10 protein-coding genes and 1 pseudogene are annotated in these 15,697 nt (G+C 69.0%); 4 read left to right on the plus strand and 7 right to left on the minus strand.

All coding sequences use genetic code 11. The features are described from left to right. Window positions 1–1,768: ABC transporter ATP-binding protein (locus tag DLJ58_RS11300; RefSeq protein WP_148097985.1), on the plus strand; the 1,768-nt coding region annotated here is incomplete at its 5' end. On the opposite strand, the gene DLJ58_RS11305 is transcribed toward DLJ58_RS11300, so the two are convergent. Then, window positions 1,732–4,326, minus strand: a complete 2,595-nt coding sequence (locus tag DLJ58_RS11305) for a BTAD domain-containing putative transcriptional regulator (protein WP_244218894.1) — start codon at window positions 4,324–4,326, stop codon at window positions 1,732–1,734. The two genes, DLJ58_RS11300 and DLJ58_RS11305, sit on opposite strands and share 37 nt — an antisense overlap. Further along, window positions 4,218–5,402, minus strand: a complete 1,185-nt coding sequence (locus DLJ58_RS34525) for an MFS transporter (RefSeq protein ID WP_124855574.1) — start codon at window positions 5,400–5,402, stop codon at window positions 4,218–4,220. The genes DLJ58_RS11305 and DLJ58_RS34525 overlap by 109 nt, the downstream gene beginning before the upstream one ends. Before the next feature lie 225 nt (window positions 5,403–5,627). Between DLJ58_RS34525 and DLJ58_RS11315 the strand changes: the two genes are divergently transcribed. Next, window positions 5,628–6,398 carry an SDR family NAD(P)-dependent oxidoreductase gene (locus tag DLJ58_RS11315; RefSeq protein ID WP_208741020.1) on the plus strand — a complete coding sequence of 257 codons (771 nt, stop codon included), beginning with the start codon at window positions 5,628–5,630 and terminating at the stop codon, window positions 6,396–6,398. Window positions 6,399–6,775: 377 nt separating this feature from the next. Here the strand turns inward: DLJ58_RS11315 and DLJ58_RS11320 are convergent, their stop codons facing one another. Then, window positions 6,776–7,996, minus strand: a complete 1,221-nt coding sequence (locus DLJ58_RS11320) for an AfsR/SARP family transcriptional regulator (RefSeq protein WP_124855578.1) — start codon at window positions 7,994–7,996, stop codon at window positions 6,776–6,778. Window positions 7,997–8,087: 91 nt separating this feature from the next. Further along, window positions 8,088–8,642, minus strand: coding sequence for a hypothetical protein (locus tag DLJ58_RS11325; protein WP_124855580.1), 555 nt, complete (start codon window positions 8,640–8,642; stop codon window positions 8,088–8,090). Between the two features lie 420 nt (window positions 8,643–9,062). On the opposite strand from DLJ58_RS11325, the gene DLJ58_RS11330 reads away from it, so the two are divergent. Then, entirely contained in the window at window positions 9,063–12,173 is a 3,111-nt protein-coding gene (locus DLJ58_RS11330) for an AfsR/SARP family transcriptional regulator (protein ID WP_244218891.1), read from the plus strand. Between the two features lie 344 nt (window positions 12,174–12,517). On the opposite strand, the gene DLJ58_RS11340 is transcribed toward DLJ58_RS11330, so the two are convergent. The 3 genes and pseudogenes from DLJ58_RS11340 to DLJ58_RS35125 all read right to left on the minus strand — a co-directional run bounded on the left by DLJ58_RS11340 (window position 12,518) and on the right by DLJ58_RS35125 (window position 14,626). After that, entirely contained in the window at window positions 12,518–12,688 is a 171-nt protein-coding gene (locus tag DLJ58_RS11340) for a hypothetical protein (protein WP_208741022.1), read from the minus strand. A gap of 45 nt (window positions 12,689–12,733) precedes the next feature. Continuing rightward, the gene (locus DLJ58_RS11345) at window positions 12,734–13,693 is read right to left on the minus strand and encodes an arginase family protein (RefSeq protein ID WP_208741024.1); all 960 of its coding nucleotides are present in this window, start codon (window positions 13,691–13,693) and stop codon (window positions 12,734–12,736) included. 163 nt (window positions 13,694–13,856) lie between these two features. Continuing rightward, a pseudogene (locus tag DLJ58_RS35125) lies at window positions 13,857–14,626 on the minus strand (aldo/keto reductase). Here DLJ58_RS35125 and DLJ58_RS11360 point away from each other — a divergent pair. Next, window positions 14,625–15,599: a zinc-binding dehydrogenase gene (locus DLJ58_RS11360; RefSeq protein ID WP_124855586.1), complete on the plus strand. Its 975-nt coding sequence runs from the start codon at window positions 14,625–14,627 to the stop codon at window positions 15,597–15,599. The pseudogene DLJ58_RS35125 and the gene DLJ58_RS11360 sit on opposite strands and share 2 nt — an antisense overlap. Window positions 15,600–15,697 lie beyond the last annotated feature (98 nt).

Here is a 15,697-nt window from a genome sequence, read left to right on the forward strand (position 1 = left end):
GGGGTACGTCGTGCTCGCGCCCATCGCGGGCGTTCTCCCGGTGCTGGCTGCCTGGCTCACCAAACTCGTCCTCGACCGTCTGGTGAACGAGTCGGGCGGCGGGATTCTCGGGGTCGCGAGCGCGCTGGCGGGGGTCTCCGTCGGCCTTGCCCTGATGCCGCACCTGACGAATTATCTGCGGGCGGACCTCGGTCGCTCGTCGGCCGTGGTCGCGCTCGACGAGTTGTACGCGGCGACCGATCGCCTCGCCGGGTTGCGCCGGCTCGAAGAGCCGGCGTTCCAGGACACGCTGCGTTTGGCCGAGCAGGCTGGGCGGGATGGGCCCGGCCGCTGCGTTGACGGCCTGCTCGGCCTGGTGCAGGGGGCGGTTCTGCTGGCCGGCTTCCTCGGCACCCTTGTGGTGATCAGCCCGATGATGGCCGCGGTGGTGGCGGCAGGCGGCGTACCGGTGCTGGTTGCGGAGCTCCGATTGAGCCGGCGACGGGCGAGGATGCTATGGGAGATCGGGCCGGGGGAGCGGCGCGAGATGTTCTACGCCAACCTGTTGACCAATTTGTCCGCGGCGAAGGAAGTTCGTCTGCTGCGGCTGGGCGGGCTGTTCCGCCGCCGGATGCTCGCCGAGTTGGGTGCGGCGGGTGCGGCACGACGTGCCCAGGAGCGCCGGGAGGTGCGCGCCCAGGGAGTGCTCGCGGTGCTGAGCGCGGCGCTGTCCGGTGGCGGCCTGGTGTGGGTCGTCGCGACCGCCCGATCCGGTGGGCTCACGGTAGGCGACGTGGCCATCTTCGTCGGTGCCGTCGCCGGGGTGCAGAGCAGCCTGGCCGCCCTGATCGACCATCTTGCCAACATCCACCAAGCGATGCTGCTGCTGGTGCACTACGAGCAGGTTGTCACCTGCGCACCGGATCTACCGGAGCCGGCCCGACCACGGCCGGTCGCCCCGCTGCGACGAGGTATCGAGTTCCGCGATGTCTGGTTCCGCTACGGTCCGGAGCACCCGTGGGTACTGCGGGGCGTGGATCTGTTCATTCCGCATGGGCAGGCGGTGGCCCTGGTCGGCCACAATGGTGCCGGCAAGAGCACCCTGGTCAAGCTGCTGTGCAGGTTCTACGACCCGACCCGGGGCGCGATCCTGTGGGACGGCGTCGACCTGCGCGAGCTGCCCGTCAACGATTTTCGGGCCCGGATCGGCGCCGTGTTCCAGGACTATATGACGTACGACCTGACGGCGGCGGAGAACATCTGGCTCGGTGATGTCGACCCGGCGGGCCCGGACCACGTACGCCCGGAGGACACCACCCGGATCGCGGACGCCGCGAGCCGCGCCGGCATCCACGAGACCATCGACAACCTGCCGCGCGGGTACGACACGATGCTGTCGCGGGTGTTCGAACTCGACGGCGACCCGGCGGATGCCGGCGTGTTGCTCTCCGGCGGGCAGTGGCAACGGCTGGCGCTCGCCCGGTCGGTGCTGCCCACGGCACGGGACCTGCTCATTCTCGACGAGCCGAGTGCCGGCCTGGACGCCGCGGCCGAGCGCGACATCCAGCTCCGGCTGCGCGAGTATCGGGCCATCCGGACCAGTGTCCTGATCTCGCACCGGCTGGGCACGCTGCGCGACGCCGACCTGATCGTGGCGCTGTCAGGTGGGCGGGTTGTCGAGACGGGCCGGCATGAGGAGCTGCTGGCGGTCAACGGCGTCTACGCCACGCTGTTCCGGATGCAGGCCGCCGGCTACGTTCTGGCCGAGGAAACAGCGCAGGGAGGCTGATCGACGCCGGCAAGGAACGTCTCCAACACGCCGTCCCGCCGGCCGGGCAGCCCGGCGAAGAGCAGGCTGGCCCGCCGCGCGTGCCGGACCGCCGCCGCGCGCTCGCCACGCACGTCCTGGATCCGGCCGAGCTGGCGAAGCGCCACTGCCTCGCCGTACCGCTCGCCGACCACGCGGACCAGGCTCAGCGCCTCCTCGCCGTCCCGCTGGGCCGACGCCACGTCGCCGAGCCGCAGGTGCACCTCCGAACGGCTGAGCAGCGCCTCCCACTCGTCCTCCCGGTTGCCGGTCCGCCGGCACAGACGCAGGCCGACGGTGAGAGCCATCAAGGCGTCCGGGTGCCGTCCGAGTTGGCTGTGCGTGCGGCCGAGGGCGACCAACGTGATCGCCTCCCCGACGGCGTCCTCGTGCTCGCGTCGCATCGTCAGGCAGCGGGTCAGATGTTCACTGGCGGCCGGGAAGTTGCCCAGCTCGAACTCGATCTCGGCCAGGTTGTGCAGGGCCATCGCGATCCACACCGGTTTCCCGCCGGCGAGGAGCCCAACCGCCGCCCGGACCAGGTCCGCGGCCTGACGAGGGCAACCCGTACGGTGGTGGAACCAACCGAGGTTCTGCAGTGCCCGCCCCTCACCTTCGCGATCGCCGAGCCGACGCCACAGCTCGAGCGCGAACTCCAGGGCGCGGCACGCCGCCTCCGGCGATCCCGTACGCCAGTGCAGCGTCGCCCGCAGCGCGAGCACCGTGGCTTGGGCGGCGCGATCGTCGATGGCTGTCGCCGCCCGTTCGCAGACCGCGACCAGGGCATCGGACTCCGCCCAACGGCTCCGCTTCTGCAGCCAGACGGCAACGGACGGAATGGCCTCCACGCACAGCCGGCTCAGTAGCGGGGCCGCGTCGGATGCCTGGCGGGCAGCCGCGATGATCCCGGTCAGCTCGCCGTCGACCCAGCCCACGGCGTCGTTGAGCGTGCGCAGCTCCACGACGGTCGGTCCGGTGGCGAGATCGGCCGCCCGGTGCGGGCGCAACAACTGGCCAGCGCGCAGTACCGTGGTCAGGTACGCGGTGAGTCCTCGGTGTACCGCGTCCTCGCGGTCGGCGGCCGTGTCTGTCTCCTCGGCCAGCTCCGCGCCGTAGAGCCGAAGCAGGTCGTGAAACCGGAAACGGGTCGGACCGATCGCGTGCATCAGGTGCATGTCGGTGAGCCGGTCCAGCAGTGTCAGTGCGCGCCGTTGCGGCGCACCGATCATCACCGCGGCGAGCTGCGCCGATATCTCCGGCACACGCAGCAGCGACAGAGCCCGGAAGGCGGCCGCGGCCGCGCGGTCGTCCGGATCGGCGCTGTCAAGCAGTTGGCGGTAGGTATTCCAGAAGCTGGATCGGATGGCGAGGTCGTCCGCGCGCAATTCGTCGAGGCGTTCCCGCTCGTTGTCCAGTCGGTCCGCCAGTACTCCGACCGACCAGTCGGGGCGGGCCGCCAAACGGGCTCCGGCGATGCGCAGCGCCAGTGGGTACCCGCCGCACAGCAGCACCAGGCGGGCAGCCGCGTCGGGGTCGGCCGCTGCCCGTCCGTCGCCGCTGAGGGTGTCGAGAAGCTGGCACCCTTCGGCGTCGCTGAGCCGGTCCAGCCAAAGCCGGAGCGCATCGAGGGTGCTCGTCGGCCGACGGCTGGTGACGAGGACCGCGCAGTGCGAGCCGGCCGGTAGCAGGGGCCGGATCTGCTCGGCGCCGGCTGCGCCGTCCAGGACGATGAGCAGTCGGCGGCCGGCGGTCTCCGACCGGAACCGCGCGGCGGCCTCAGCCAGCTCGACCGGCACGTCCCCGGCCGGTACACCGAGCGCGCGCAGCAGCTGACCGAGCGCCGCCAGCGGTTCGACGCTGGGCACGCCGGGAGCCCCGCCGTGCAGGTCGAGGTAGAGCTGCCCGTCGGGATAGTGGCTCGCGAGCCGGTGCGCGGCGCGCACCGCCAGGGTGGTCTTTCCCACCCCTCCGGGGCCACGTAGCACGACCACCACCGGGCCCGTCCTCGGCTCGGTCGGGGCGATGCATGCCTGCTCGATGGTGCGCATCTCACCGACGCGGCCGACGAACGCCGCCGGGTCCGGCGGCAGTTGCCGCGGCGGTTCGGCCGGCTTGGACAGTAGACCGGGCGCGGACGCCGGGTGCCGGTCAACCGGATCATCATCGGTGTCGGGTAGGGACAGTTCCGGGGCACGGCGCAGGATCGCCTGATGCAGCCGGGACAGGTCCGCTCCGGAGTCGAGACCGAGCTGGTCGACGAAGACCGCTCGGGTCTCCGCATACGTGGACAGGGCCGCCGGTAAATCGCCGGACCGGTACAGCGCCAGCATGAGCTGGGAACGCAGTCGCTCCCGGTACGGGTGTGCGGCGATCAGCAGTCGCAGCTCGCCGGTCACTGCGGCGTGCTCACCGAGCGCGAGGCGCGCCTGGATCAATTCCTCGGCCAGGGACAGGTGTTGCTCCTCGAGCAGGGTGATCCGGGCGGCGAGTTCAGGCCCCGGTCGTACGTCTTCGGCCGGCCGACCCCGCCACAGATCCAGCGCCTCGCGGAACCCTGTTCGCACCAGTCACCCCGCAGGCCGGAGCCGGTCAGCCCGCAGCCGACCAAACAAGACAGGCGCGGCCCGTACCGACCCAACAGGCGGGATGACCATCTTCCGACCACGACCACGACCACTCCGCCTACGACCGGCAGCAGCGCGCATCCTGCGGTCCAGGCGCTGTATCCGTGTACGTCCCTGAGGTACATGCTGCCCACGAACACGACCGGACCGGTTGCCGCGGCGACGAACAGGATGCCCAGGGCGCCCACTACAAGGAAGCGGCTTCTGAGCAACGCCGACGGAATGAGCGGGTCACGAGATCGCGCCTCAGTTGCCAAGAACAATCCGCCCAGCACCACCGCGACGGCCAGCAGCGCCCAAGCGGAGGTTCCGGATCTTTGACCGGCGACGCTCACCAACGCGTACACCAGGGCCAGCATCGTGCCGGCCAGGAGCAGCGCACCAGGCACGCCAACCGCGCTATTGCCGGCGCACCGTTTCTCGCCAGGTTTCAGCCGTCGATTTGCCACGAAGGCACCCAGTGCGAGGGGCACATTAAGCAGGAACGCCCAGCGCCAGCTCAGGTACGTCGCTGCCAAGCCGCCCGCCAGCACCCCGGCAACCGACCCAATTCCTCCGCAGGCGGCCCACAGTGCCAGGCCATTGCGGCGCTGCGCCTGCCTGGGTGTCATGGTCAACAACAGGCCCATGGCCACCGGCACCAACATCGCCACCGCCGCCGCCGCCTGGCCCGCCCGAGCCGGCAGAAGCACCCAAGCGCTGGGTGCCAGGGCGCGCATCGTCGACGTGACGGCGAACGCCATGAGGGAGCCGAGCAGCAGCCGGCGCGCGCCGTAGCGGTCGCTCAGTCGACCGCCGAGCATTTGCAGTCCACCGACCAGTACCGCGTACACGTTGATCACCCAATGCGCCGTGGTCAGGCTCATGGACAGATCACGCTGGATCTCCGGTAAGGCGAGGACGACGAGCCCGGCATCGGCGTTGGCCATCAGCGGTGCGACGCAGACCAGCAGCACCAGGCATCTGCGCGGACGGGCCACGGTGTCGAGCATGTGTAACTCCTGGGGATGGCGAGGGTTCGTCGCCGTGGAAACCCCGCGCCTCGACAGGCAGTTGCCGCCGCGGATCGTGCAACCCGTTCGCTCACACCGGTGTTCAAACCGACGACAGCGCACCGCAGAGCTTCATCCCACCTCGGGCTGGGGCCTTGACTTAAGGACTGACATGGATCTCAACCTCTCCCGTCCCGTCCCGTCCCGTCCCGTCGCGTCGCCGTGGTGACCGGCGCCTCCAAGGGCATCGGGCTGTCCGTGACCCGTTCACTGCTTGAGGAGGGCGCCAACGTCGTCGCGGTCTCCAGAAAGGTCACGCCCGAGTTGGAGCGGCTGGCGGGTCCGAACCTTCGGCACGTCTCAGCCGACCTGATGGATCCGGCCGCACCTGGTCAGGTCATCTCGTACGCGGTCGAGCAGTTCGGTGGCCTGGACGTCTTGGTGAACAACGCGGGTGGCCCGCCGCCCGGCGTCACCATGCCGCGTACCGGATTCTTCGACAGCAACGACGAGCAGTGGCGCTCGATCTTCGAGTTCAACCTGTTCTCGGCCGTCCGCGCTATCCGGGCCGCTATCCCGCAGATGATCGAGTGCGGTGGTGGCTCCATCATCAACATCTCCACCGGTATGGCCCGGCAGCCCGCATCGGTCAACGTCGAGTACGGGGCTGCGAAAGCGGGACTGTCCAACCTGACCAAGGCATTGTCGGAGGAGTTCGGCCCCAAGGGAATCCGTATCAACACCGTCTCTCCGGGTGCCGTGCTCGCCGCCTGGTGGACCGAGGAGGGCGGGGCGGCCGACGTCATCGCCGGCATGGCGAACGCCGACCGGGACAGCGCCATGGAGAGCATTGCCCCGCAGATGATGGGCCATGTCACCGGTCGCCTCATCGACCCGCAGGAGGTCGCCGACGCGGTCTTGTTGTTGGCCTCTCCGCGTTCGGCAAGCACTACGGCGGATTACCCGGTCGACGCCGGATTCCACAAGAGTTTCTAGTTCCACGCGCGGAATTCGACCGACCATGACCGGTCGGAGTCACCGTGCGCGCTCACCAGCAGGGCGGGTTGCCACCCGCAGCACCGGACCCCGGCGGCTCACCGGCCGCCGGGGTCCATCTGGTCCTGCCGACTTCCTACTCAGCGGCTGCCCGTACATGGTGAACAAGGCGGGCGCGTCCTGGATGCCGGTGAACTCGTGCCCAGGCAGGATCTCGGAGAGCATCGCCAGTGCCTCAGCGGCCCGCGGCAGCGGCTGGGCGGTCTCCCATCCGGCGCGGGTCGCGAAGGCGCCGAGCCCTGGCGAGCACTGCGATGAAGCTCCCTGCCAGCATCACCCACCGGCTGGGAGCGCGTTAGGCCCGCCGACGCGAGCAGTCAGGACAATCCGCTCACGGTCGTGGTGTCGGGCGTGATATCGATGGTGTTGGCCCAGGTGTGTTCGAAGAGTTCGGCGAGGGTGGCTGTCACCGCAGCGTTGCGGATCACCAACGCGCCGCTGTCGCGCTGGCCGGGTGAGCAGGGCACGAACGCGACTCGTCGGTCCAGAAGCACCATTCGCTGCACCGGCCGGTCGGTGACGCGGTGCCGATCACCTGCCTGGTGCAGACGCGTGGCATATCGGATCTGGTCCGGGCGGGACAGGCAGCGCCGGTGCACGATCGTGCGCCAGGTCGTCCGGCCGCGTCTGAGCTCACCCAGGTAGTAGGGCAGTACGGCCAGGGAACCCTGCCGGTCGGGATGCACCGCGAGGACCTCGCGTGCGTCTCGCGCTAGCTTCCTGAGCAGCTCGGTAACCTGACCAACGTCGTTGATCCGCTCGATGTCGGCCACGTCTGCGCCGCCCCGCGATGGTTCGACCGGAGTGTGCCGCTGAAGGATCTGCGCGTGCAGCCGGCGGAGCTCCGCGCCGGGCTCCGTTCCGAGGTCTCGCTCCAGCCGCGCTTCCAAGTCATGGTAGGCCGCCACGGCCTCGGCGGAGCGGCCCGCGCGGTACAGAGCTCGCATCAGCAGGGCGTGCACCGACTCCCGGTACGGCTGTGTGCTGGTCAACGAGAGCAACTCGCTCACCGACTCCAGGTGCCGACCGGCGTCCATGTCGAGACCGATCCTCCTCTGCAGCGCAGCGAGCCGCTCCTCGCCGAGCACTGGTCTGACGGTCCTGGCCAGAGGGGTGTCGCCCAGGCATGCCAGCGGCACGTCACCCTGCCACTGCGCCAGCGCCTGACGGAGCAGCTCCCGAGCATCGTCGCCGGTCGCCGCGCCGGCCTCGCGGACGAGGACGCGGAACCGGTGCAGATCGATCTGCTCCGGACCTATGTCGAGTCGGTAGCCTGGCGAAAAGCTGCGCAGGTCGAGCCAGGGCAGCGCTCGGCGTAACCGTGACACGTAGACCTGGATGGCCTTGCGGGCCGTGGCTGGTGAGTGCTCTCCCCAGACAGCGTCGACCAGCTCGTCAACCGCCACCACCCGCCCCGGACGGAGCATCAGCGCGGCCAGGACCGTGCGTTGCTGCGGCGGTCCCAGCAGCACCTCGGCACCGTTGTTGGTCGCGGTGACAGGCCCGAGCACATGCAGATCAACGGATGAGTGTGACACGAAGCCTCCTCGATGACGACGGGAGCGTACGACGAAACCACGACGGCCTCCGGCGCGCGGCGGCCTGTGGTCGCCCGCGTGCCGGGAGCTGTCAGGTGCCGCCGACCGCCACGACTGCGCCGGTCGCCGCCTCGACACGGTGAATTGGTACGAACCATGACGTGTTGACGGAGTTGCCGCAGGAGTGGCTGCCTACCGCCGAGAGATCATTGGTGGCCGAGGTGGCGGTGTTCCAACGGGTCACCGGGGCCCCCGAGTCACCGGCGAGGGTGGCGCCGTCCTGACTGTGACCGGTGTCGGTGTCGGCGGTGACCATTCGTTCACCGCCGCAACTGCCGTTGATCGACGTCACCCGCCCGTAGACCAGCCCGCCGTCCGCCCCGGAGACGTAGAGCCCTGAGCCGACAGCAGGCCAGTCGGTGTTCTTCCCGGAAACCGGATTCGCGGTCGAGGTGTTCCTTTCCCCGAACGACGAGTAAAAGCTGAAGTACCTGTTGGTTCCGCCGGGAGTCATCCGGAACCCGGTCGTGCAGTCGGCGTCCGCCGTGGACGGGCTGCCGGTGCTGCCCGTCCAGATCGCGAGGCCGCCGTAGAACGGCGCCGTATCCGATCGGCGGCTCTGCTGGGCCGGACCGGTCCGCGACACGGTGACCCTGGGCTTGATTCCGGTGGCTCGGATCGCCGCCGCGGCAGGTTCTCCGCCTCACCGGCGGCGTCGATGACAATCTGCTCGGCCAGCTCGTCGAGACGTACCTCTACGAGTACGCAACTGCTGAGCGCAGTACGTCGGCGCATGGGGCTCCCTGGTCGATGACGGAGACGGAGGAGTAGATCGTGAGTACCGTCGCGTCGTGCGCTTGCAAGACGCTTGCAGCCTCCTTGCGGAGCTGAGTTGTGGTCAGAAGATTTTCATGGCGATGCCCTTCGTCAACGAGGTCGTACTCTGAACCCCGTCAATCTTGACTGGGTTGCCGGAGACGTGCTTCACGTAGCCGCCCGTTTCGGCCCGCGAATCGACCACGACTGATCGGCTGTTGCATAATGGCGAACCGCGGACAATCGGGGGGTGACGCCGGTGGAGTTCCGGATCCTGGGCACGGTCGAGGCATGGGCGGGCGGGGAACGGATCAATCTCGGTTCGCGTAAGCAGCGCCTCGTGCTCGCGGTGTTGCTGCTGGAGCCCAACCGACTGGTGCCGCTGGACCGGCTGGTCGACCTCGTCTGGGGCGAGGAGGTGCCGGCGTCCGCGCGAGCCTCGATCCAGACGCTCGTTTCCCGCCTACGTGCGGCGCTTCGACAGGCCGGTGACGGTCCCGCGATCGTCGGCAGAGGAGCCGGCTACGCCGTACATGTGGATCCGCTCATGATCGACGCACATCGCTTCACGGACCTGGTTCGCAAGGCCGGCTCGTCGGACGACGAGTGCGCCGTCGAGCTGTTCGACCAGGCGCTCGCTCTCTGGCACGGCGAGGCCCTCGAAGATGTGGCGCCCACGGAAATCGCAGAACGTCTCTGCGGCCACCTGCGTGAAGCCCGATGGACCGCGCTGGAAGACCGCCTGGACGCCCAACTGCGGCTGGGCGAGGGCCGGGGACTGCTCGCCGAGCTCACCAGGCTCGTGACCGAACACCCGTTGCGGCAGCGGCTCGTGGGCCAACTCATGTTGGCGCTGTATCGCGACGGCCGCACCGCCGCCGCACTCAACGTCTATAGCACCCTTCGGACACGACTGGCCGGCGACCTCGGTCTCGACCCGGCACCAGAACTGGTGCGGATGGAGTCCGCGATCCTGCGTGTGGACCCGGCCCTGGAGCCGGTCGTGAGGACCAGGGACACATCACCAGCCGAGCCGGTACGACCGGCGCAGTTGCCGCACGACGCCCACGGATTTGTCGGACGCACGGAAGAACTCGCCCGGCTCGACGCCGGACTGGAGCCCACTTCGGGCACGAGAATCTGGGTGATCAGTGGCACCGCCGGCGTCGGCAAGACGGCCCTCGCCCTGCACTGGGCCCACCGCAATCGTGGAAAGTTCCCGGGTGGGCAGCTCTACCTGGACCTCCGTGGCTTCGACGCCGAGCAGAACCCGCTCAGCGAATCCGCCGGCCTTCTTCAGCTGCTCAGCAGCCTCGGCGCCGACCCCCGACTGATCCCGGCGGATGTGGCTGGCCGGGCTGCCTTGTTCCGCTCGCTGCTGGCCGATAAACGTGTCCTGCTGGTGCTGGACAACGTGCGTGATGCCGCCCAGATAAAGGCGCTGATTCCACCGGCGGGCACGGTACTCCTCACCAGTAGGCATCGGCTCGGCGACCTGATCGCCCGCACCGGTGCGCAAGCGCTGTCGCTGTCCGTGCTTACCGCCGCCGACTCTCGCCGGCTGCTGGAGGCCGCACTCGGCGCTGACCAAGTCGCTACCGAGGCAGCCGCAGCCGGCAAGCTAGCGGATCTCTGCGGTCACCTGCCGCTCGCGCTGCGGATCGCGGTGGCCAACATCGTCGCTCTCCCAACGTCCGAGATCGCCGGGTTGGTGCAGGAACTCTCCGAGGGCGACCGGTTGGCCGGCTTCACTGTGGATGGCGCCGAGGAAAGTGCCATCACGAAGGCGTTCGCTTCGTCCTACAACGCGCTTCCGGCAGAGCATCGGCTACTCTTCCGTCGCCTCGGGCTGCTACCTGGGCCGACGATAACCGCGCTGCCAGCGAGCGTGGCCGCCGGGCTACCTCCGGCTCGGACTGACCGGCTGATGAAGGCGTTGGCTGCGGCAAACCTGATCGAGCAGTACACACGCGGGCGCTTCCGACTTCACGACCTGCTCCGACGGTATGCGGTTGACCGGTCGCTGGCCGAAGACACGGCCCGCGAGCGCGAACACGCCGGCAAACTTGTCCTGGAACACTACCTGCACATGGCCGACGCGGCGGGCAGGCAGCTCATCCCACACTTCCTTCGGCTGCCAAGAAGAGTAGAGGGCGGGATCAGCTTCCCGGACAACAACAGCGCGCTCGCCTGGCTCGACGCCGAGTGGCCGACCCTCGCCGCCGCGATCGGCCACGCAGCGACACGAGGTCCACGACCGTTGGCCTGGCACATCGCCGACGCCCTCCGCGCCTACTTCCACCAGCGCGGTCACCGCACGGAATGGATCGAGGTGGCCTCGGTGGCGCTCGAAGCCGCGCGTGGTGAGGGCGACGAACGAGCGCAAGCTGCGATGCACCAGAGCCTTGCGCTCGCCTACGTCAACATGGGCCACTACGCCGAGGCACAAGAGCACCTGAACAGCGCACTACGACGAAACGCGGCCGATGGTTGGCACGAAGGCCGTGCCGCCATGCTGAACAATCTCAGCGCGGTACACCAGCGCCTCGGCAACCCCCACGCGTCGATTGACTGCGGTCTGGAATCGCTGCACCTTCAACACAAGTTGGGGAACGGCGCCGGGAGCGCCATGACCCTGGCGAATATCGGCTTCGCCTACTGGCAGTTGGGCCTGCTCAACCAAGCGCTCGAACACTTCGGCCGGGCGCTGGAGCTGGGGGAGCGGCAAGGCGCCCGCTTCAGCGTTGCCGTCCTGCTCGTTGACCTCGGGAACGTGCACCGAGACCTCGGCAACCGGGACACGGCCGAGGCGTTCTACGCCCAGGCGCTGGCTGCCAACCGCCAACTCGGATATCACTACGGCGAAGCGACCGCGCTGTCCGGGCGTGCACTGCTGCACTGCCAGACCGGCCCTTCTGAGCAGACCCTGGAAGACGCCCGGTCGGCGGTCGAGCTGACCAGGAAGATCAGTGACCGCGGTACCGAGGCGTGGACGCTCAACGCGCTCGGCGACGTCTCGCTGCGGTTGGGCCTGCCCGCCCAAGCCGCGGCCCACCACGACCGAGCCCTGGAGATCGCGCGCTCGACAAGCTTCCGCTGGTGCGAGGCCGACGCCTTGCGAGGCTCGGCCGCAGCACTGCTGAACCTCGACGATCTCGACGAGGCCGAGGCCCGAGCCACGCATGCGATCGATCTCGCTCGACAAGCCGGGTACCGGCTCGTCGAGGCCCGCGCTTCGCGCACGCTCGCCGAGATTCGGGCGAGACAGGACGAAACCGAGCTCGTGGACGCAAGATCAGGCGGGGATCCGGTTGCCCTTGGTACCAAGGCACGGACTCGGCATGGCGATGTCGGCGAATGACAGGCCGGACCAGCGGCGTAGGCGGGTCCTGCGGACTCGAGGACGGGCAGCACCGGCGTAGCAGATGCACTTGGATCCGATGAAGCTGCGCCAAGCGATCGTGGTAATGATATCCGCCCAGGGGGCAGCCAGGTCGCCCTTTCTGGCGGCGGCCAGAGGGGAGCCTAGATGTTTCGAGGCAGGAGGTTGTAGACGGATCGAACGCGACCAGCCGCAGGCCCCTCGGACGCCCAAGCCACTCGCCGCCAGCGAAGGCACGTGCTGGTCGCAGCTCTTCTCGTGCTGCTCGAACAGTTCTCGCGAGCCGCTGTAAAAGACGTAGCCACCGGCTTCCGAGACGCCGATCATCGGTGGGACCGCCATGATCCCGCCGTCCAGGTAGCGGGCGCCTGCTGCTCGGCGGTGCTCAGGAGGGTCGCCGTGCCGGCCACCTGCATGGCGAGGTTGGAGACGACGCCTTTGGGGTAGTCGCCGTTCCGCAGGTGGTCGGCGCTCTGGTGAACTGCCGGGGCCATCGCGACGAGCCAGTCGGCGAGCAGCGGGGCGAGAGATGCGCGTAATCAATTGTGCTTGTTGGCGGTCTCGAACGCGCTGACGATGGCGTCGACCAGCGCCGTCGCGGCCTGGCCCGTGGGATCGAGCTCGGGATCGTAGATTCCCACGTGCATGCCGACCGCGTTCGGTGATGCCAACAGGGTCGCCAATATCCTGGTCAGTTCGGTGACCGACAGACCGTCCGGGTTCGGGGAGTCGACCGCCGGCATGACGGACTTGTCCAGAACGTCGGCGTCGAGGTGGATCCAGAATCCCTCGATGGGCATCGTGTTGAGATCGGCGAGGGCTTGGGAGGCGGTGGTCGACGCGCCGTGGGCGTGGATGTGCTCGATGGGGTAGCTGCGGATGGCCGAAGCGGAAAAGTCCTCGACGCGGAGGATCGATTCGTCCTCGGGTTCCCGGTCCAGCCCGATGTGCACGACGTGCCGTTCCTCGACGTAGGGCCGCAGGCCGTCGTGGTTGGTCAGTAGGTCCGGGCCGTGCCCGGTGGCGAGGCCCAGATCGAGTCCGGCCGCGGTGTAGCGGCCCGGGATCTTCGGCGGGTGACGCGGCGGCGAGTAGTCGTCGTGTCCGTCGAGAAAAGCCAGTCCATAGCTTCCGCGGCGGCGCAGCGCCAGTGTCGGGCCGAGCACGATGCTGCAGTCACCGCCCAGCACCAAGGGGAACCCGCCGCTGTCGAGAAGGACGCTGAGTCGATCCGCCAGCTCGGCCGCGAACTGGGCGATCGCCGAGCCGTTGCGGTAGCCGGTAACGGGCTCCAAGTCGAACGAGTAGGGCGGTGGCTCCAATCGACCGGCGTCCTCGGCTGACAGCCGCAGCACGATTCCTTTGTCCCGAAGCGCGGCGGGCATCATGCGTACGCCGGGTTCATGCCCGTCCCTCGGCGGCGCCAGGCCAAGGTTCGAGGCCGCATCCAGCACCATGATTCGTCGCATGATCACGTCGTGGATCGCTATCGTGATCATGGCAACCGGTTTTCGTGAGGTCTCCTCGCGTATTCCGGCGATCTAACTGCCGGGCAGCGGGCGGCTGGCGGCTTCACCGAGCCAGAGGACTCGGAGGGCGCGAGGAGACGGGGGGACGCCCGCCTCCCACGATCCAGCAACTGACCGACCACAATCAGCCTGCTCAGGCCGCGGCGCGGTCGGTGAGTGGGCGGCGACGTAATGCGGTGTCGGTCAGTGAACGCGGGGGCAGGGGAGCGTTGGGGTCGTACAGGTTGGTCCCGGGCGGCACGATCTCGTCGATTCGGTCGAGGGCCGCGTCGTCCAGGGTTAGCGCGGCGCCCTTGAGGAGATCCTCCAGCTGCGGCATGGTCCGCGGTCCGATGATCGCCGACGTGACGGCCGGGTGGGCCACGGTGAACGCGATGGCGAGCTGCGGGAAAGTGCAGCCGATGCTGTCCGCGAGTTCGACGAGTTGCTCGACGACGTCGATCTTGGTGGCGTTTTCCGCGATCGTGGGATCGAATCGTTCCGGCCGGTTGACAGGTCGATGGGCTGGTTCTTGCGGTACTTGCCGGTCAGGAATCCGAGGGCCAGTGGGCTCCAGTACCAGCACACCCATCCCGCAGCGCTGGCAGACGGGCAGGAGCGAGGCCTCGATCCCGCGCGGGCCAGGATCGAATACGGCGGCTGCTCGGTGCGGAAGCGTCCGAGACCGCGACGCTCGGAGACGTTGTGCGCCTCGACGATCTCCTCGGCCGGGAACGTCGAGCAGCCGAAGGCGCGGATTTTCCCCTGCTGCACGAGGTCGCTGAGCACCGAGAGCGTCTCCTCGACGTCGGTCGAGTCGTCGGGGCGGTGGACCTGAGGCCCATCGGCAAGATGCTTGACCTCAAGTGCAGTAGAGGTCGGAAGGTGGTGTTCTTCTGCAAATCTACTGGAAGGAACGGTCATGCGCGCCGTCGTCCTGCACGAGTTCGGGCCCGCTGAGAACCTCCGCTATGAGACAGTGCCTGATCCCGTGCCAGGGCCGGGTGAGGTCCGTGTGTCGGTGAGGGCCGCGGGAGTCCATCAGATCGAGGCGGCGATGCGGGAAGGGCTGGACATCGGACCACCGCTTCCCGGGCTGCCGGCCATTTTCGGAGCAGAGGTGGCCGGCGTCGTCGAGTCGATCGGGCCAGACGTGGACGGGGCCTGGGTTGGCACCGAGGTGGTAACCGCGCACGGCAGGCCGGGGGGCTACGCCGAGCTCGCCGTCGCCGACGTCTCGTCTCTGCACCGGATCCCAACCGGACTGGGGTACGAGGCAGCCGTGACGATGGTGGTGACCGGCACCACCGCAATCGGCCTGCTCGACATCGCGGAGCTCACCTCCGGCGACGTCGTCCTGGTCACGTCCGCAGCCGGTGGGATCGGCCGTTTGGTCGTCCAGTTCGCCCGCCGCCTGGGCGCCACGGTCATCGGCGCGGCAGGCGGACCGGCCAAGACGGCGGCGGTGCGAGAGTTGGGCGCCAATCTCGCTGTCGACTACAACCTGCCGGACTGGGCGGGCACCGTCCGCGACGCCCTGGGCGGACGCAGCGTTACCGTCGTTCTGGACGGTGTCGAGGGCGACAAGGGGCGGGCCGCCTTCAGGCTGCTGGCCGAGGGTGGGCGCTACATCACGATCGGCGCGGCCTCCCGGGACGAGTTCCGTCCCGAGGAGGCGCAGCTGAAGGAGCGCGGCGTGCGTTTCACCGACGCACTGGCCCTGCTGTTGGAGGGCCAGGACGCCCCCGTTGACGAGGCCCGCGCCCTTGCGGAGGCCGCCGCCGGTCGTCTGGTGCCCGCCTTCCAGACCTTCCCCCTGTCGCAGGCCGCCACGGCTCACGCCGCCCTGCAGGCGCGGGCAACGACGGGCAAGGTCGTTCTCGTCCCCGACGCCTGAAGGGGGAACCGAGAACGGCGCCCATGGCGGCGGAGGTTCGGCAGCAGGCGGTCTTCGCCGTGGCGGCCTGCCGGCACCGCGCCGGACACGGCGGCTCG

This window comes from Micromonospora arida (genome assembly GCF_003857035.1).
GTDB lineage: Bacteria > Actinomycetota > Actinomycetes > Mycobacteriales > Micromonosporaceae > Micromonospora > Micromonospora arida.

Coding starts and splice junctions, on each gene's coding strand:
- DLJ58_RS34525 (WP_124855574.1), bottom strand. CDS start 5,402: ATGCTCGACACCGTGGCCCGTCCGCGCAGATGCCTGGTGCTGCTGGTC.
- DLJ58_RS11340 (WP_208741022.1), bottom strand. CDS start 12,688: ATGGCCCCGGCAGTTCACCAGAGCGCCGACCACCTGCGGAACGGCGAC.
- DLJ58_RS11345 (WP_208741024.1), bottom strand. CDS start 13,693: ATGATCACGATAGCGATCCACGACGTGATCATGCGACGAATCATGGTG.
- DLJ58_RS11360 (WP_124855586.1), top strand. CDS start 14,625: ATGCGCGCCGTCGTCCTGCACGAGTTCGGGCCCGCTGAGAACCTCCGC.